The organism is Paenibacillus provencensis (assembly GCF_042678545.1).
GTDB classification, from domain to species: domain Bacteria; phylum Bacillota; class Bacilli; order Paenibacillales; family Paenibacillaceae; genus Paenibacillus; species Paenibacillus provencensis.
Genome location: NZ_JBHTKX010000005.1, coordinates 201,352 through 219,256, shown reverse-complemented (window position 1 = coordinate 219,256; position 17,905 = coordinate 201,352). Strand labels below are relative to the sequence as shown.

The following is a 17,905-nucleotide window of genomic DNA, read 5'->3' as shown; positions in this document are numbered from 1 at the left end:
GCCTTATCGCTATGAGGCCAGCACGGGTGGATGCAGCCTGCTTAGCTGTGACTTTCAAAGTTTCGTATATTAACGTTTAGATCTGATTGCAGCACTGCTTCTTGTTTTAAACAAATGAATGTTGTCAAGTGCTTTGCCTGTACCAATAGCTACACAATCCAGCGGATTCTCAGCAACGATAACCGGCATTCCTGTTTCACCTGCAAGCAGCTTGTCCAGATTACGAAGCAGAGCTCCTCCTCCTGTCAGCACAATGCCACGGTCCATAATATCCGCAGCCAGCTCAGGCGGGCATTTCTCTAGGGTTACTTTAACAGCTTCAACAATGGAACCCACTGTATCGGCAAGTGCTTCACTAATTTCATCTGAAGTGATTGTAATTGTCTTCGGCAGTCCGGTAACAAGGTCACGTCCACGAATTTCCATCGTTTCTACAGATTCCAACGGAAGTGCAGAACCAATTTCCATCTTGAGCTGTTCCGATGTTCTTTCACCGATCATCAGGTTATATTGGCGTTTGATGTACTGAATGATGGACTCGTCCATCTCATCACCGGCAACACGTACAGAACGGCTTGTCACGATGCCCCCAAGGGAGATAACTGCGACTTCTGTTGTACCTCCGCCGATATCTACGACCATGCTGCCTGTTGGCTCCCATACAGGCAGATCTGCACCGATCGCAGCAGCAAACGGCTCCTCGATTGTGTAAGCCTCTCTTGCTCCCGCTTGTTTCGTAGCATCTTCTACTGCACGTTGTTCTACCGCCGTAATACCAGAAGGAACACATACCATTACGTTCGGATGACGCTGGAAAAAGGAACGCTGCTTCTGAGCTTGGCGAATGAAATATTTAATCATCGTTGCCGTTGTATCAAAATCGGCAATAACTCCATCCTTCATCGGTCTAATGGCACGGATATTGCCAGGAGTACGTCCGATCATTTTTTTTGCAGATTCACCGACAGCTTCAATAACCTGTGTATCTGTACGTAATGCAACAACGGATGGTTCTCTGACAACAATGCCTTTTCCCCGTACGTAAACGAGCGTATTCGCCGTTCCCAAGTCAATCCCCAAATCTTTTGTAAAGCCACCTAACATGCTATTTTCTCCCTTTCTTTACTTGCATTATTTATGCTGCTGTCCCATAACTAAGCCTAGCAGCTGCGTCATTATAATCCGATTCAAAAAAAGCGATCGAAGCGATGAAGGAAAACGCTCCTTGTTATTTACGCTTAATAAAAAAACCGTTAACGTACCACATTATATTATATGAACCCTTGCTCCTTCAAACTTGCATATTTCCCGTCCCCGATAACGATATGATCAAGCACGTCAATTCCTACAATTTCACCAGCTTTGACAAGACGACGCGTCAGTTGTATATCTTCTGGACTCGGGGCAGGATCACCGCTCGGATGATTGTGCGCGCATACGATGGAGGCGCTGCTGCATTTCATGGCAGCCCGGAACACTTCCCTCGGATGAACGATGGAAGCGTTGAGGTTGCCCATAGATAACGTCTCTTGGGAAATCACGTGATTCTTGGTGTTAAGGAAGAGACAGACAAAATGCTCCTTCTGCAGATACCTAAGCTGTTCCATAAGCAAATCAGCCGCATCTCTCGGACTGCGAATGACAGGCCTCTCAGCCAATCTGGTCTGCATTACCCGTTGCCCGAGCTCAATTCCTGCCTTTAGCTGAATCGCTTTGGCGGGACCAATGCCTTTGAGCTGACACAGCTCATCAACGCTCATATCCACCAGATTGCGAAGGCTCCCTGCTTCATTCAGAATGCGCTGAGCGATATGAATGGCCGACTCCTGCTTTGTTCCTGTTCTAAGCAAGATCGCCAGAAGCTCAGTATGACTTAATGCACCCGCCCCTAATTCCATCATGCGTTCTCTCGGGCGCTGTTCTTGGGGGATGTCGCGCAGCATGTACTGTGGCGAACTCATCTTCTCCCTCTTTTCACATAAAAAAACGAACCCGTTCTCTTCTTAATACTCTTACTTGCTTACTATTCGTCTATGGATAGCATGTTCAAGCCCAGCTCTGCCAGTTGTTCACTAAGCAAAGAAAGCGGCAAACCCACCACGTTAAAATAGCATCCTTCGATGGAATCAACAAATGTTGCGCCCAAACCCTGAATGGCGTATGCGCCTGCCTTGTCAGAAGGCTCGCCTGTCCGTATATATGCATGAATGGCATCTGGTTTAAGCTTCTTCATCTTCACCTTCGTACGGCGATGCCGCGTAATTACACGTCCATCCTCACCTGATATACAAGCAACACCCGTATATACTTCATGAGTTCGGCTCTGAAGCATACTCAGCATCCGGTAAGCATCCTGCTCGTCCTTTGGTTTGCCAAGCACTTCTCCGCCGAGCACGACAATCGTATCACTGCCTACTATGATGGCTCCTGCCAGATCGGAATCATAAGAATCATAGACAGCTTTTGCTTTGCGGTAGGCAAGTTCTTCTACAATTTGCTGAGGTGTGTAGTCTTCTGGTGTATCTTCCGGGGCGTGGCTAGGGCGAACTTCAAACGAAAGGCCAAGCGTCGCTATTAGTTCCCTGCGTCTTGGAGACGTGGAGGCGAGTATAATCCGCTGCTTTTTCAAGAGATGAACTCCTTCGTAAGAATGATAATGTTATTCGCATGTGTTACATATCTTTTTTAGTCTGTGGTTACTCCTGCTCAAGCTTCTGTACTACATCAATTGTGTGATAATAAAAAGCTATAGTTTCCGGTAAAGCCAAATCGCAAAAACAACCCCTAACAGACTGAGCAGGCTGATCTTCAATTGAATGTTAAGATGATAGCTAATGATGTCGAAATTTGCCTTTGGCGACCAGCTGATCGTCGTTGCATTCGTTAAAAAAGAAAGAGCCTCAAACTGCTCTAAGCCTTTTGATATGGATGCTCCAATCAACCAACCGAGGAGCAGAAACAAGATGAATATTCCGAAGTTTTTTTTCATTCTACTCTTCCCTCGCCATATTTTGACACCTTCATTATTATACGGGAACCTAGACGTAAGTACAAACAGAAATCCGACATGGGGAACTATTTCCAGTCCCATGCCGGATAAGCGCACATACTATGCTTGTTTGATGATTTCAAGCAGTTGTTTTTCGAGCAGTATATAATTCATGATCTGTGATTGTACTTTCCAAATATGTTCTTTGGAAGGATTTTTATTATATTCTGCAACAGCTGTGACTGCCGTATTCATAGCGGCTTCCATTTGAAGCTCTACAGACTCACTTTCCGCCGGCAAGCCGGTTCTGACCTTAGCTACAGTGCCTGTCCAGTACTGATGCGCATCTGTGACAGCATTCATATCCGCTTCAGACAGTGCATTCTGTTCCTGCTGACCCAGCTGCCTGATTGATAAAGAGGTCAATATTTCTGCAACCGCCCGGCTGGAACTAAAAAACTCGGCAACGGTGCTCCGATCACCTGAAAACTGAAGGCTTGTCAATTCAGGAAGTTGAATCTCACGTACGTACAGCTCTACCCCTTCCGTTCTTAACTGATTGCTGATAAGTTTGGCATCCTCACGATCGGCTGAAACTCCGGCATACACACGCAGCTCATCCAAAGGATCGCTTCCTGCCGCTATACCCGCTGACGCGAGCTCCGCTTTGGCTTGTTCAGCACCTTCAGGACTGCTGAACACTCCATACTGGAGCATATAGTAGGTTACAGCTGGGATGGTTGCAGCCGCTGTAACTGTAAGATCCGTAGAGTCTTGGGTCACACCTGATGATGCAGGAACTGTTACAGGCGAAACTGTGTTTGAGGTGTTCTCAGAATTCAACATGGACATCGCAACAAATCCGAACATGACACCTGTAACGACTGCAGCGATAATGGATCCAGCCAGTTTCCACACATTTCGCGGTCCCCGGTACATTGTGTAATTTTCACTTGCATGATCCATATAGAAACGCTCCTGATCCTCCAGTTCCTCGTAAGAATCACGATGCTGCTTGTCTTTCTCTTGCGGGTCTTTGTAGTGCTCATGACCTGCAATAATAGGTACAGAGGAATAAGATCCAAAAGGCTCTTCCCAATCTTCGTATATTCTCCGATCCACGTAAGCACCATCTATAGCGAAGCTTTCGGTCCGACCTTCTTCTTGCCGCTCGTCAAGAGGAAGGCTCATCCCGGTCTGCAGCGGGATGGTGATCTGCGGCATTTCAGCAGGAACATCGTCTGTTACATAACGGTTCGCAGTTGTTCTCTCCTTGCTGAGCTTCTGTTCATCGCCAGACTTCACTATGCCTGATTCGAGCTTGGTTGCAGGCTTGTCCTCATTGAAACGAAATGTCATTCTAGCTTTGTTCAAGGCTAAACCACCCTCCTCTTGTCCTTTCTAACAGCTATATGTGCTTAATAGAGGAGTTATGCAAAAAAAGCACCGTTTCTGTAATTAAAGAAACGGTGCTTGGTATAACACAAACCTGTAAATCGGATCTTACTTGATTCCTTTGGCAAGCTCATAGCCTGCCTTCCAAATATCTCCGGCTCCCATTGTAAGAACGAGATCTCCAGGCTGCAAACGATGCTCGAGCTGCTTAACAACATCCTCTTTGGAAGGAATATATGCGGCATTTGGATTGCTGTTGAGCTTGATCAAATCTACCAGCTTGGAGGAATGTACACCCTCAATCTGTTTCTCTCCTGCAGGGGAGAAGATGTCGGTAATAATAACCTCATCTGCTTCTCCAAATGCACGGCTGAACGCATCCAGCAGGAAGAAGGTACGTGTGTAGCGCTGCGGCTGAAAGACCGCGATAATCCGTTTTCCTGTCGCTTTGGCAGCACTGATCGTCGCTTCAATCTCCGTTGGGTGATGCGCATAATCATCAATAATGAGAATATCACGTGCTTCTCCCAATACTTGAAATCTCCGCTTCGCCCCGCTGAATTTCACAATTGCCTTCACAATTGACTCAAACGGAATGCCTGCCTCGAGACAAGAAATGACTGTCGCCATTGCATTGCTCACATTATGTCTCCCGGGTACAGACAACTCAACGGTTCCAAGAGGTGCACCTCGATGATTCATCGTAAATGATATATGGCGATCGCCGAGCTCAATATCCGTTGCAGTATAATCTGCTTCTGCATCTATCGCATAAGTGATGATGTTGGATTTGAGCTGTGGCATGATGCTCTGAATGTTCTCATCATCTGCACAGACAATCGCACAGCCTTCCGGCTTGACTTGATTCAAGAATTTGACGTAAGCATTCTTCAGCTCATTAAAATCATTGTTGTAATTCTCCATATGATCGGCTTCAAGATTCGTTACGATGCCAAGCCAAGGGTGATACTGCAGGAAGGAGCCGTCGCTCTCATCCGCCTCAGCTACAACATGCTCGCCCTTGCCCGCCTTGGCATTCGTACCAAGGTTCATGATTTCTCCGCCGATAATATAGGTCGGGTCTACGCCGCACTCCTCCATAACGAGCGCAATCATGGAAGAAGTGGTAGTCTTACCGTGCGCACCAGCAACGGCTACTCCCTTACGTTCATTCAGTAGTCTTGCAAGCATTTGAGCACGATGAAGAATAGGGATGTTCAGCTGCTCAGCTTCAACGCGTTCCACATTGTCCTTGGAAGCCGCTGTTGAATACACAACCAAATCCGCACCATGGACTTGTTCCGGCGTATGCCCTATATATATTGTTGCTCCCTTAGCGGCAAGCTTTTCAGTGAGCTCCTGGGATACGACATCCGATCCCGTGACGGTATATCCCATTTCCAGCATAACTCTTGCAATGGCGCTCATCCCATAGCCGCCGATACCGATAAAATGTACATGTTCCGAAGTGTTTAACAAATTTTCACCAACCTTTTTCAGAATCGGTTTGATGCAGAAGGGCGGCCCTTACATCGGCAATTAAATATAATGTGCCGGACACAACCCCCAGATCTTCCGCTTCCGTCCGTAACTTAAGTATGCTCAATGCTTGTTTCCATGAAGGTTCTACGATGATGTCAAGGTTTGGTTTGGCATAGGATGGACGAAGCTCTTCTACCATATTTTTTAACTGGGCCGCGTCCATTTTACGTCGGAAATCTGGCTCAGTCAGGATAAGCGTATCCACTAGTGGCAGTATATGCTCAAAATACAATTTGTGATGCTTATTCTTCAGCATGCCCATCATTAAAATTAGTTTCCGCTCAGGATATAGATCCTTGATGCTCTGTGCCAGCATCTCAGCCCCCTCAGGGTTATGTGCTCCGTCCAGAATGAGAAGCGGCTCGTCGGACACCTTCTCGAAACGGCCTGCCCAAGAGGCAAGTCGGAAACCTTTCTGCAAATCTTCCTCTTCCATATAGAACGCCATGTATTGGCGCAGCACTTCAAGTGTCATCAAAGCCCCAGCGGCATTGGCACATTGATGCTTGCCCTGCAATGTAAGCTCGACATCAAGTTCACGAAACGGTCCTCTAAAATGCAATTTCTGTCCATCCTTATTAACCTGAACCTGCTCATAGGTAAACTGGTCACCAGCAAGATATAAGGTGGATTTCTGTTTCTCTGCGACCTCACGAATGACTTGAATCGCTTCCGGCTGCTCTACTAAACTGACGACAGGAACGCCGGGTTTAATAATTCCTGCCTTTTCAGCTGCGATTTGGCTGATCGTATCTCCAAGAATATCTGTGTGGTCCATTCCAATATTGGTGATCACGGAAATAATGGGAGTCACGATATTTGTTACATCAAGCCTTCCCCCGAGTCCAGTCTCCCATACCACCACATCGGGATAGCACACCTCAGCATAATACAGAATTGCAAGCGCCGTCGCAACCTCAAACATAGTGGGAGACCCAAGCTCCGTCTCAGCCACTTCCTCTACCAACGGATGAAGGCGTCTTGCAAGCACCAGTAAAGTTTCTTCAGGGATGTCATCCCCGTTGTACTGAAACCGATTCGTAAACTTGGTAATATACGGTGAAGTGAATGTACCTACATCGTAACCGGACTGTCTTAAGGCCGACGTCAAAAAGGCACAGGTAGACCCTTTTCCGTTTGTTCCTGCGACATGGATAAACTTCAGATGTTTATGGGGATTACCCAGCTTAGACAAGAGCAATTCAATGCGGGAAAGTCCAGGTCTGATTCCAAACGGAATAAGATTGTTGATCCAAGCGACCGCGTCATTATACGTATTCAGCGGAGCAGCCGTACTATTTCCAGTGGTTCGATCCATATGATTCACCTTCTAAGTATAAAGTAAGTAAGAGAGAGGCATCCCTTACGTTAATAGGAACACCTGCCGTCTCTTATTAATTAATTTTGAAGTTCGTCAATCCGTGCAATCACTTTTGTCCGCTTATCAGAATAATCTGCAAGCTTCGCGCGCTCTTCTTCGATTACTTTCTCAGGTGCTTTGGATACAAAGCCCTCGTTGCCCAGCTTCTTCTCGATCCGCATTACTTCCTTATCCAGTGTTTCCTTCTCTTTCGTAAGACGCGCAATCTCTTGATCGATGTCAATCAAACCTGCAAGAGGGAAATACAGCTCGGCGCCGGAGATTACAGCAGTCATCGCTTTCTCTGGTGTAGACAGCTCTGTTCCTGTAGATAGTTCTGAAGTATTACAGAAGCGACGAACATAAATCAGGTTGTTGTCAATAATATTCAGACCGTCCTGACCGCTTGCATTAATGTGCAATTCAACCTTTTTGCTCATCGGAACATTAACTTCAGCACGAATATTACGCACTGCACGGATAAGATCCATCAGCATATTCATCTCGGCAACGGCCTTATCGTTAACAAAGGCCTCATTGAATTCCGGCCAAGATGCCAAAGTAATGGTCTCGCCCTCATGCGGAAGGTGCTGCCAGATCTCCTCGGAGATAAATGGCATAAACGGATGGATCAGGCGCATGGTCTGATCAAGTACATAGGCGAGAACGGATTGTGTTTTGCGTTTTGCATCCGCATCTTCACCGTATAATGAGAGCTTGGAGAACTCAATGTACCAGTCACAGAGATCATCCCATATGAAGTTATACAATGTACGGCCCGTTTCTCCGAATTCATATGCATCCATCAGACGGGTTACGTCTTTGGCTGTTTCGTTCAAACGATGCAAGATCCAGCGGTCCGCTGTAGTCAGCTCACCCGTAATATCAATGTCTTCCACCTTGAAGCCTTCCAGGTTCATCAGCGCAAAGCGGGAGGCATTCCAGATCTTGTTCGCAAAGTTGCGGGCCTGCTCAACACGTTCCCAGCGGAAGCGCAGATCCTGACCTGGAGTAATCCCTGTAGAGAGCATGTAGCGCATCGCGTCTGTTCCATATTTTTCGATAACTTCAAGTGGATCTACTCCGTTGCCCAGTGACTTGGACATCTTGCGTCCTTCAGAATCACGAACGAGTCCATGCATCAGAACATCCTTGAACGGAATCTCATCCGTAAATTCAAGTGCGGTAAAGATCATACGTGCTACCCAGAAATAAATGATATCATATCCCGTTACAAGTACAGAGGTTGGATAGTAACGCTTCAGGTCCTCTGTCTCTTCCGGCCAGCCGAGTGTAGAGAACGGCCACAGTGCTGAACTAAACCAAGTGTCGAGTACGTCTTCGTCCTGACGGAGCTCCTGCGATCCGCACTTCGGACAAGCTGTCATATCCTCGCGGCTGACATGAATTTCACCACAAGCATCACAATACCACGCAGGAATGCGGTGTCCCCACCACAGCTGACGGGAAATACACCAATCGCGAACATTCTCAATCCATTGTAAATAAGTTCTTTCGAAGCGATCAGGAACAAAGTTAACTCCTTTACCGCTCTTCTGTGCTTCAATTGCACGTTCCGCAAGCGGCTGCATGGCTACAAACCACTGAGTGGATAAGTAAGGCTCTACAACCGCACCAGAACGTTCACTATGGCCAACTTGATGTGTATGGTCTTCAATGTTAATCAATACTCCGGATTCTTTGAGATCAAGAGCGATTTGCTTGCGGCAGTCACTGCGATCCAGTCCTTGATACTTGCCGGCTTCTTCATTCATTTTACCGGACTCATCCATCACGGTGATTTGCGGCAAATCATGACGCAGACCCACTTCAAAATCGTTAGGATCATGGGCGGGTGTAATTTTTACAGCACCACTGCCAAACGTTTTGTCCACATACTCATCCGCGATCACCGGTATTTCACGACCAATAATCGGAAGCACGAGGGTCTTACCAATCATGTCCTTGTAACGATCATCTTCGGGATGTACAGCTACTGCGGTATCCCCAAGCATTGTTTCCGGACGTGTTGTCGCAACAGTAATCGATCCGCTTCCGTCTTTTAGCTCATATTTTAAATGGTACAAATGTCCCTGTACCTCTTTGTATTCAACCTCAATGTCAGACAAAGCCGTACGTGCAGCAGGATCCCAGTTGATAATGCGTTTGCCGCGGTAAATGAGCCCTTTTTCGTACAGTTTAACAAATACTTCCCGAACCGCCTTGGACAGACCTTCATCCAACGTAAACCGCTCACGGGAATAATCAAGCGATAGCCCCATCTTCGCCCATTGGGAACGAATCGTGTTCGCATATTCTTCCTTCCAGTCCCATACCTTCTCAAGGAATTTCTCACGGCCCAGATCATAGCGGGACACGCCGCCTTCTCTAAGCTTCTGTTCTACCTTCGTTTGTGTAGCAATTCCTGCATGGTCAGAGCCTGGAAGCCAGAGTGCATCGTAGCCCTGCATTCTTTTGGCTCGAATAATGATATCTTGCAGCGTAAAGTCTAGTGCATGCCCGATATGAAGAATACCCGTAACGTTGGGCGGAGGGATGACGATCGTAAAAGGCTTGGCATCCTTGCGCTGACCTGCCTTGAAAAATTCATTATTCATCCAATATGGATACCATTTCTGTTCCGCTGCACGCGGATCGTAAGTTGTCGACATTTCCGTCTGATTCGGATTTGCTGTCGGTTCTGACATCATACATTCCTCCAATTATCTTCGTTTAACACATTCTTGAAAATACAAAAAGACCCTTCATCCTCAAAGGACGAAAGGCCATTCTTTCGCGGTACCACCTTTGTTTCATACCCGAGCAGGTCAGAATTCACTTGTAAAGAGAAAACATAACTCGATATGACACTTCATTAGGCAGATAACGGCTGCTACCGGCCGCATTCTAGCTTCCTCATCCTACAAGAAAGTTCAAAAGGGCAACTCACGGGCGACTTCGGTACAGCTCGCTATCCTGCGGAATTTCACACCATATCAATTCCACTCTCTGAAGGGCTTCACTGCCTACTATTCCCGATCCAAGTCGTTAGATTAATTACAGTTGTTATTCATTGTATTCCCAATCCTACAGTCATCATACATTTCTTTTGTGCAATTCGTCAACCGGGCATTAGACCTTTCATGACAAAAAAAGAGAGTCCCCGATTCAAACCGGGAACTCTCCTGTATGCCAGCTCTCCTATGGAATATACAATACCTGGCCTTCCTCAACCGATTGCTCGGACAGACGGTTATATAGCTGCAACTCACGCGTACTGAGCTGATATCGGTCTGCAATGGTCTCAAGCGTTTCTTCTCGCTGCACGATACAGAGTCTAACCTTCTTGAATGGTGTTTGCTCTGCGCCTCTTCCGAGAAACAGACTCTTCCATTGAACTTCCTCTGCAGGTTCTTCATCACGCTGTTCGATCGGAAACTCCTGTTCAAGCTGCAAGACCTCTTCTGCAGTCCTGGACTTTTGTAGGAGAGAAGTAATTCCATAGGAGCCTTGTGCTGATGTTTCGCCCGATTTTTTGGTTCCAAAGGCAACCTTCAATTCAGGCTTCTCTTCGGAAGGATCAGGCTGCGGCACATCTGCTTCGAGCAAGACCTCCTGCGCTTCCTGCTCTCGTGGAATGGAGTCTGCCTCAAGTTCATTCCCCTCACCACCATCGCCGGATGCCTCATCAATCAAATCAGGAGCTGTGCCAGCATCTGTCTCAGCGTTCACAGCAGGAGCTGCGTCACGGTCTGCTCCTACAACTACAGCAGGCTCAAAGCTCCACACCTCTGGAGATGAGTATGCTTCCGGCTGTTGATTAACGGATGCGAGCTCACCATATTGATTCGATGGGTCATCTTGTACCCGATCCGTCTCTTCTTCATCCTCGTCATATTGTTCATCTACGCTCTCTATTGCATTGTGTGGTTCCTGTAGCTGAGCCTCTTCCCGATTCACTGAATCATGGACAGACTCCGCTTCATACGGCAGTGACCATGCATCAATATTCTCCGTCGTAGTCGGCTCGGATACGGAAGCCTCATATGGCGTATGCAAAAAAGGCCTTGAAGGTGAGTACGCTCCAGCTTCCGTTTCAGATTGAAATTCAGTTGCCGATTCCGCATCCGACAGGATTGCTTCTTGTTGTTCTGAATCCGGAATGGATGGATCTCGATTATACGGATTGTATCCCGAATACAGTGGATTAGCTGGCGCCTCTTCCTCACCTGAATTGGAATGAACAACCGTAAACTCCTCTGGATTCCAGTCAGAGGTTTCTTCTGCCGGTCCAATTCCTTCAATTCCGCGCAAAGAGAGCACGCCCGTAATGTTCAGACTGCGCGTCGACAAGAGATCCACGTCGAAGTTCTCAATCTCCACTGCAATATCATCAATGGATGCGACACGGCTGAGTGGAATCGTAATCTCAACAGGAATCTGATGAGACAGCTCCTCCTGCTGATTGTTCTCTCCTTGATAAATACCGGACAACAGTAAGTGTCCACGTAGCGCAGCGTGCTCCTGCTCCGAGACAACCTGTATGCGAGGATACAATTCAATCTCATCCAGCTCACTTATGGCAGGAACATCCTCGGGTAAATGAACACGCTCGTAAATATCAAACCGAAGTCCATACGGCGGGTTTAACATAGCGCTAGTCCTCCTTTCACAGCATATATTCACCATGAGATTTTCATAGCTTTACGTCATGTTACACAAGTCATTTCAAGATGCTTCTCGTGTACATGTATATGCATCTGTCAGAGGACTCATACCATTCATCCGTGGATTCATATTTTTATTTACACTTTTAGCGAATCATACAAATCAATCATATCCTGAGGCCAAGAGGCTATCACTGTAAGCAGCTCTCCCGTAAAAGGGTGCTGAAAGCTGAGCTCTTCTCCATGTAGCGCCTGTCTGCGAATTCCCTCTCTCATGCCGCCGTACAGCGTATCGCCAAACAAGGGATGTTCCAAATGGCTGAGGTGCACCCGAATTTGATGCGTTCTACCTGTCTCCAGACGAAGCCGAACCACTGTTGCTCCTCTTAGTCTTTCTGATGTCTCCATATGAGTTACGGCATGCTGACCTGTAGGGGAGACTCTTCTTCTCTGTTTGTGATGCCTGTCCTTACCGATCGGCAAGTCCATCGTCTCTTTATTTTGTGCTACGATTCCGTGAACGATAGCGACATATTTGCGCTCAATCTGCTTAAGCTGCATCATGGCATTCAGCTTAAGCTCTGCATAGCGGTTCTTCGCATACAGCACCGGACCTGACGTATCCACATCCAGCCGATGGATATGTTTCACCGCGACCTCAAGCCCGCTTGCCTGGTAATATCCAGCCACCGCATGATCAAGTGTCACTATTCCGTCCTGACGCTCACTTCCATCTGGATGAATTGGCATGCCTACCGGCTTGTTTACAACAAGACAAAAATCATCCTCATACAGCACATCCAGCCCTACATATCGCGGTGTAATTCCATACGGTGCAGGAGGAAAAAGGGCCAGCCGAAGCCGGTCCCCTGCAAGTTGAATACCGCTATTAGCTCTAAGCTCGTGCAAGAGCTTCTCGGGCATACCCAGTTCCTCAAGCAGCCACTTCTCGGCGGCCATACTCCGATCATCCTGGGAGAGCACTTTTTTGCCTGGCATCAGCTCAGCCCAGTCTCCTCTTTTCTTATATTTCATCATAAAGCCTTCAGCGCATTATAATTCGCTTCAATCGTATCATCGATATCCTGGACACTATGCACCCCGGAGATGAACATCCCCTCGAATTGAGAAGGGGCTACGCTGATTCCTTCCTGAAGCATATGGCCAAAGTAAGCTCGGAAATGATCCAAATTGCTTGATTTGGCAACGTCATAATTCGTGACTTCTTGATCTGTAAAGAATGGACATACCATCGATCCGACCCTATTGATCGTTACAGGAACGCCCAGCTCCTTCGCATTCTTCTCAAAGCCGGCAGCAAGCCTAGCGCCCAGCTCTTCGAGACGAGTGTATACTTCTTCGTTAAGAAGCTTAAGTGTCGTATAACCTGCTGCCATGGCCAGCGGATTACCGCTGAGTGTACCTGCTTGATAGATTGGGCCGACCGGAGCTACCTGCTCCATAAGGTCTCGTCTGCCGCCATATGCGCCAACAGGCAAGCCGCCGCCAATGACCTTGCCGAGACATGTCAAATCCGGGATTACTCCGAACCGGCCTTGTGCGCTATGAAGTCCTACCCGGAAGCCTGTCATGACCTCGTCAAAAATAAGCAGGCTGCCGTAATCTATGGTAATCCGGCGCAGCCCTTCAAGGAATCCCGCAGCTGGCGGCACAACGCCCATGTTGCCTGCCACAGGCTCTACGATGATCGCAGCAATCTGTTCCCCAAATTTATCAAAGGCCAAGCGAACCGATTCCAGATCATTGTAAGGAACCGTAATGGTGTTGGCAGCGACTCCTTCAGGTACACCGGGGCTGTCCGGAAGTCCAAGAGTGGCTACACCAGAACCTGCCTTGATCAGCAAGCTGTCAGCGTGTCCATGGTAGGAGCCTTCAAATTTCAGAATTTTGCTTCTGCCTGTTGCCCCACGAGCAAGTCTGATCGCGCTCATCGTGGCTTCCGTGCCCGAGTTCACCATACGAACAACATCGATCGATGGTACGCGCTCGCATACCAGCTTGGCCATTTCCGTCTCAATCAGTGTCGGCGCGCCAAAACTTGTTCCCTTTACAGCCGTCTCCTGGATCGCGGATATCACTTCCGGGTGGGCATGTCCCATTATAAGGGGGCCCCAAGAAGCCACGTAATCAATAAAAGAATTACCATCAATATCATAGATTCTAGAACCTATACCATGGTCTGCGTAAACAGGAGTTAAACCTACAGATTTAAATGCACGTACCGGACTATTCACACCGCCAGGCATATATTGTTTTGCTTCTTCAAAAGCGGTACGGGAACGTTCCTCCCGGCGCGGCTGACGAATCTGTTCACTCATTCTCAAACCTCTCTCCTCTGTTATCCAATTTTATATGCAATAGTGTAGCTCTTCTAAATAATCAACGTACTGACAGCCAGCGGGCTGCGTCTTTGCCGTAATACGTAATAATCATATCCGCTCCTGCACGCTTCATGCTGAGCAGGATTTCCATGGCCACCTTCTCTTCATCAATCCAGCCGTTGATTGCCGCGGCCTTGACCATTGCATATTCACCGCTAACGTTATATGCTACCAGCGGCAGATCAAACTGGTCCTTAATTGTGCGCATTATGTCCAGGTAAGATAAAGAAGGCTTCACCATCAGCATATCTGCTCCTTCAAGAACATCCGTCTCTGCTTCACGCAGCGCTTCCCTTGCATTAGCCGGATCCATCTGGTAAGCTTTGCGATCACCATACTGAGGTGCCGAATCTGCTGCCTCGCGAAAAGGTCCGTAGAAGCCAGAAGCGTATTTCACCGAGTAAGACATAATTGGAATGTGAGAGAATCCTGCTTCATCAAGTCCTGCACGAATCGCACCTACGAAACCGTCCATCATGTTGGATGGTGCAATAATATCAGCCCCTGCTTCAGCCTGGGACACAGCGGTCTTAACCAGAAGCTCAAGTGATTCATCATTCAGAACATCCACGCATACATGACCATCCCGCTCATGGGTATGAATCATGCCGCAATGACCGTGATCCGTGAATTCGCATAGACAGGTATCAGCGATCACGAGCAAATCTGGATACCAGGATTTGATGAGCCTGGTCGCTTCCTGCACAATTCCATTCTCGGCATACGCGGAAGAGCCTACTGCATCCTTCGTATCTGGAATCCCAAACAGAAGCACAGCCGGAATGCCAAGTTCAGCAATCTCCTGCACTTCCTCTTTCAGCGTATCGAGTGAAAAACGGTACACTCCCGGCATAGACGAAATTTCTTGTTTAACCCCTGTACCGTATGTAACATAAATCGGTTGTATAAAATCACTAACATTCAAATGTGTTTCACGCACCATACTGCGAATAGCGGCCGATTGCCGTAATCTGCGATGCCTTACGATTGGAAATCCCATTGTGAATAACCCCTTTCTCTAGTTCGTCTAACTCGTATCTTAAATCTAAACAACATGAACATCTTCGTTAATATGACACAGCGCATCAGCCAAGCTCTCAACTGTTGCCTCTTCTGAAACGATGCTGACATGGAGTCCAGAACTTGTTGCCGTTTCTGCAGTAACAGGGCCGATGCAGGCTACGTGAACATTTTTAAATAAAGAAGCAGGCTGTTCATATCCCATCCGTTCTAATAGCGTCAGGAGATGAGTCACCGTTGAAGAGCTGGTGAACGTGACAGCGTAGACTTTTCCCTTTTGCAAGAGTCCAATCAGCTCATCATCCTGCTCCTCAGGAATGACCGTTTCATATACACTGACGCTGTTTACTTCAAGCCCCTTCTCCCTTAGTTTCTCGGAGAGCCAAGGACGAGCTAGGTTACCTGAGGGCAACAGCACCTTTTGTCCTGGGAGCAGCTCGGCATCAAAGGTATCCATCAGTCCTTCCTGCTGATAAGAACCTTGGACCTGCTCCGCCAAAATGCCTTTGTCACGAAGCACTTTCTTCGTCGACGGACCAATGGCCACAATTCTTGCACGATAGAGTGAGCGTATATCTTTCTTCTGCTCCTCCATCGCTCTAAAGAAATGCTCTACTCCATTCACACTCGTAAATATGACCCAGTCATACTGCTCTAACTGATCTAGCGCTTCTGCTATTTGCTCCCTATGATGATCCGTTTGTACAGGAACCGTTTCAATAACAGGCAGCTCATAAGGCTCTCCACCCAATTCCTCAATCCGCGAAACAAGCTCGCTTGCCTGACTTCTTGCCCTTGTCACAAGTATTCTTTTGCCGAAGAGAGGCATTAATTCAGCCCATTGCAGCCGTTCACGCTGCTTGACCACATCGCCAACAACAATGACGCCGGGCGGACGGAATCCGTGCTCCTGGACCTTGTGCTCAATATCCTCAAGCGTGCCCACTAGTGTATCCTGCTCTGCCCAAGTTCCCCAGCGAATCAGCGCCACAGGCGTATCCTTGGGTCTGCCATGATCTATCAGCTGCTTACTGATATAGCCGATATTCGCAACCCCCATCATAAATACCAGAGTTCCTGTAGCGTTCGTTACCTTGTCCCAATAAATCGCTCTATTTAGCTTATCAGGACTCTCATGTCCCGTAATAATCGAAATGGATGATGCATAATCCCGATGTGTGACAGGAATACCGGCATAGGCTGGTACACTGATCGCAGAGGTAACTCCTGGCACGATCTCAAACGGGATATCATGTTGCCGAAGCAGCTCCGCCTCCTCACCGACCCTTCCAAAAATGGTCGGGTCCCCGCCTTTTAAACGAACGACTGTTTTGCCTTCATGAGCGAGATCGACAAGCAGCTGATTGATATCCTCCTGCTTCATTGTGTGACGGTTTGTTTTTTTGCCGACATAGATTTTGGCAGCTCCAGGCTTCATAATCCGAAGCAGTCTAGGACTGGCTAGGCGATCATAGACTACCGCATCTGCCTTCTGAATACACTCCCAGCCTTTTACTGTAATAAGCTTTGCGTTACCCGGTCCCGCACCCACGAGATATACCTTTCCTGCCATTTCCTCATCCCCTTACATCTGCCAGTATCTTCTCTGCGCCTTTTTGAATCAAGCGTTCAGCAACTTCCTCCCCAAGACGTTCAGGATCGCTCCCAATGAGCGTCTCTTTAAGCACTGTCGATCCATCCGGTGTGCCAACCATACCCGTTAGCTGGATAAGCTGCTTATCACCAGCCTCTCCTTGCTGAGAAGCCCAAGTTGCATACGCCCCAATGGGTACTTGACAGCCTCCGTTCAACACATTTAGAAATCTCCGTTCAGCTGCAACCGGGATTGCCGTCTCCGGATCATTGTATAAACTGAGTAAATGAAGGAGTTCCTGGTCATCCTTCCTGCATTCAATACCGAGCGCGCCTTGTCCTACCGCTGGCAGACAAGTGTCCGGAGACAAATAAGCCGTTATCCGATCTTCCCATCCCATTCGAGAAAGCCCCGCGGCAGCGAGAATGATGGCATCAAAGCCTTCTGTCTCAAGCTTGCGGAGTCTGGAGTCAATATTGCCTCGAATCCATTCAATTTGAAAGTCGGGACGGTAGGCTTTGAGCTGAGACGCTCTGCGCAAACTGCTCGTCCCAACTTTTGCGCCTTGGGGCAGCTCATCCAGTGAGGATCCGGTTCTGGATATTAATGCATCTCTTGGATCCTTCCGGCTCGGCACTGCACCGGTAGTCAATGGTTCAGGAAGCACAGATGGCATATCCTTCATGCTATGTACAGCCATGTCAATCTCGCCGTTCATCATGGCCTGCTCAATTTCTTTTACGAACAGCCCCTTGCCCCCGACTTTGGATAAAGTGACATCCAGAATTTGATCGCCCTTAGTTACAATCTTCTTGACCTCAAAATCAAAGGGAAGCCCGTGATGCTTGCATAGGTTCTTCAAATCATCAATGACATGCCCTGTCTGTGTTAGAGCCAGTGCGCTTTGTCTGCTTCCTACTACAATCGTTCGCATTG

14 protein-coding genes and 1 other annotated feature are annotated in these 17,905 nt (G+C 47.8%); all 14 genes read right to left on the bottom strand.

Translation table 11 applies throughout. The features are described from left to right. Window positions 1-69: 69 nt before the first annotated feature. The 14 genes from ACFQ3J_RS22845 to hemC all read right to left on the bottom strand — a co-directional run bounded on the left by ACFQ3J_RS22845 (window position 70) and on the right by hemC (window position 17,903). Complete coding sequence (locus ACFQ3J_RS22845) at window positions 70-1,104, bottom strand: rod shape-determining protein (protein ID WP_091161744.1); 1,035 nt, start codon at window positions 1,102-1,104, stop codon at window positions 70-72. A gap of 167 nt (window positions 1,105-1,271) precedes the next feature. Next, complete coding sequence (gene radC, locus ACFQ3J_RS22840; protein ID WP_251584168.1) at window positions 1,272-1,961, bottom strand: RadC family protein; 690 nt, start codon at window positions 1,959-1,961, stop codon at window positions 1,272-1,274. 62 nt (window positions 1,962-2,023) lie between these two features. Then, window positions 2,024-2,629, bottom strand: coding sequence for a Maf family protein (locus ACFQ3J_RS22835; protein ID WP_251584167.1), 606 nt, complete (start codon window positions 2,627-2,629; stop codon window positions 2,024-2,026). A 117-nt stretch (window positions 2,630-2,746) separates the two neighbouring features. Next, on the bottom strand, window positions 2,747-2,989 hold the full coding sequence (locus ACFQ3J_RS22830) for a DUF4321 domain-containing protein (protein WP_047914296.1): 243 nt from the start codon (window positions 2,987-2,989) through the stop codon (window positions 2,747-2,749). A 120-nt stretch (window positions 2,990-3,109) separates the two neighbouring features. Next, window positions 3,110-4,363, bottom strand: a complete 1,254-nt coding sequence (locus tag ACFQ3J_RS22825) for an SPOR domain-containing protein (protein ID WP_251584163.1) — start codon at window positions 4,361-4,363, stop codon at window positions 3,110-3,112. Between the two features lie 129 nt (window positions 4,364-4,492). Next, on the bottom strand, window positions 4,493-5,863 hold the full coding sequence (gene murC, locus ACFQ3J_RS22820; RefSeq protein ID WP_091161751.1) for a UDP-N-acetylmuramate--L-alanine ligase: 1,371 nt from the start codon (window positions 5,861-5,863) through the stop codon (window positions 4,493-4,495). Between the two features lie 4 nt (window positions 5,864-5,867). Continuing rightward, the gene (locus ACFQ3J_RS22815) at window positions 5,868-7,244 is read right to left on the bottom strand and encodes a bifunctional folylpolyglutamate synthase/dihydrofolate synthase (RefSeq protein ID WP_251584162.1); all 1,377 of its coding nucleotides are present in this window, start codon (window positions 7,242-7,244) and stop codon (window positions 5,868-5,870) included. Window positions 7,245-7,324: 80 nt separating this feature from the next. After that, window positions 7,325-9,994 (bottom strand): valine--tRNA ligase, encoded by a 2,670-nt coding sequence (locus tag ACFQ3J_RS22810; protein WP_251584180.1) that lies wholly within the window; start codon window positions 9,992-9,994, stop codon window positions 7,325-7,327. A gap of 63 nt (window positions 9,995-10,057) precedes the next feature. Beyond that, window positions 10,058-10,338 (bottom strand) — a binding site (T-box leader). Window positions 10,339-10,487: 149 nt separating this feature from the next. Then, window positions 10,488-11,939, bottom strand: coding sequence for a LysM peptidoglycan-binding domain-containing protein (locus tag ACFQ3J_RS22805; protein ID WP_251584161.1), 1,452 nt, complete (start codon window positions 11,937-11,939; stop codon window positions 10,488-10,490). A gap of 152 nt (window positions 11,940-12,091) precedes the next feature. Beyond that, window positions 12,092-12,991 carry an RluA family pseudouridine synthase gene (locus ACFQ3J_RS22800; RefSeq protein WP_379294079.1) on the bottom strand — a complete coding sequence of 300 codons (900 nt, stop codon included), beginning with the start codon at window positions 12,989-12,991 and terminating at the stop codon, window positions 12,092-12,094. Next, complete coding sequence (gene hemL / locus ACFQ3J_RS22795) at window positions 12,988-14,292, bottom strand: glutamate-1-semialdehyde 2,1-aminomutase (protein WP_251584158.1); 1,305 nt, start codon at window positions 14,290-14,292, stop codon at window positions 12,988-12,990. Before hemL ends, ACFQ3J_RS22800 begins: the two co-directional genes overlap by 4 nt. A 61-nt stretch (window positions 14,293-14,353) precedes the next feature. Then, window positions 14,354-15,355 carry a porphobilinogen synthase gene (hemB, locus tag ACFQ3J_RS22790; RefSeq protein WP_251584155.1) on the bottom strand — a complete coding sequence of 334 codons (1,002 nt, stop codon included), beginning with the start codon at window positions 15,353-15,355 and terminating at the stop codon, window positions 14,354-14,356. 45 nt (window positions 15,356-15,400) lie between these two features. Then, window positions 15,401-16,948 (bottom strand): uroporphyrinogen-III C-methyltransferase, encoded by a 1,548-nt coding sequence (gene cobA / locus ACFQ3J_RS22785; protein WP_091161763.1) that lies wholly within the window; start codon window positions 16,946-16,948, stop codon window positions 15,401-15,403. A 4-nt stretch (window positions 16,949-16,952) separates the two neighbouring features. After that, window positions 16,953-17,903: a hydroxymethylbilane synthase gene (hemC, locus tag ACFQ3J_RS22780; protein WP_251584154.1), complete on the bottom strand. Its 951-nt coding sequence runs from the start codon at window positions 17,901-17,903 to the stop codon at window positions 16,953-16,955. Between the last annotated feature and the right edge of the window lie 2 nt (window positions 17,904-17,905).

Excerpts from the sequence above, each read along its gene's own strand:
- ACFQ3J_RS22815 (WP_251584162.1), bottom strand. The coding sequence starts at position 7,244 with ATGGATCGAACCACTGGAAATAGTACGGCTGCTCCGCTGAATACGTAT.
- cobA (WP_091161763.1), bottom strand. The coding sequence starts at position 16,948 with ATGGCAGGAAAGGTATATCTCGTGGGTGCGGGACCGGGTAACGCAAAG.
- ACFQ3J_RS22810 (WP_251584180.1), bottom strand. The coding sequence starts at position 9,994 with ATGTCAGAACCGACAGCAAATCCGAATCAGACGGAAATGTCGACAACT.
- hemC (WP_251584154.1), bottom strand. The coding sequence starts at position 17,903 with ATGCGAACGATTGTAGTAGGAAGCAGACAAAGCGCACTGGCTCTAACA.
- ACFQ3J_RS22805 (WP_251584161.1), bottom strand. The coding sequence starts at position 11,939 with ATGTTAAACCCGCCGTATGGACTTCGGTTTGATATTTACGAGCGTGTT.
- radC (WP_251584168.1), bottom strand. The coding sequence starts at position 1,961 with ATGAGTTCGCCACAGTACATGCTGCGCGACATCCCCCAAGAACAGCGC.
- ACFQ3J_RS22845 (WP_091161744.1), bottom strand. The coding sequence starts at position 1,104 with ATGTTAGGTGGCTTTACAAAAGATTTGGGGATTGACTTGGGAACGGCG.
- ACFQ3J_RS22800 (WP_379294079.1), bottom strand. The coding sequence starts at position 12,991 with ATGATGAAATATAAGAAAAGAGGAGACTGGGCTGAGCTGATGCCAGGC.
- ACFQ3J_RS22830 (WP_047914296.1), bottom strand. The coding sequence starts at position 2,989 with ATGAAAAAAAACTTCGGAATATTCATCTTGTTTCTGCTCCTCGGTTGG.
- hemL (WP_251584158.1), bottom strand. The coding sequence starts at position 14,292 with ATGAGTGAACAGATTCGTCAGCCGCGCCGGGAGGAACGTTCCCGTACC.
- hemB (WP_251584155.1), bottom strand. The coding sequence starts at position 15,355 with ATGGGATTTCCAATCGTAAGGCATCGCAGATTACGGCAATCGGCCGCT.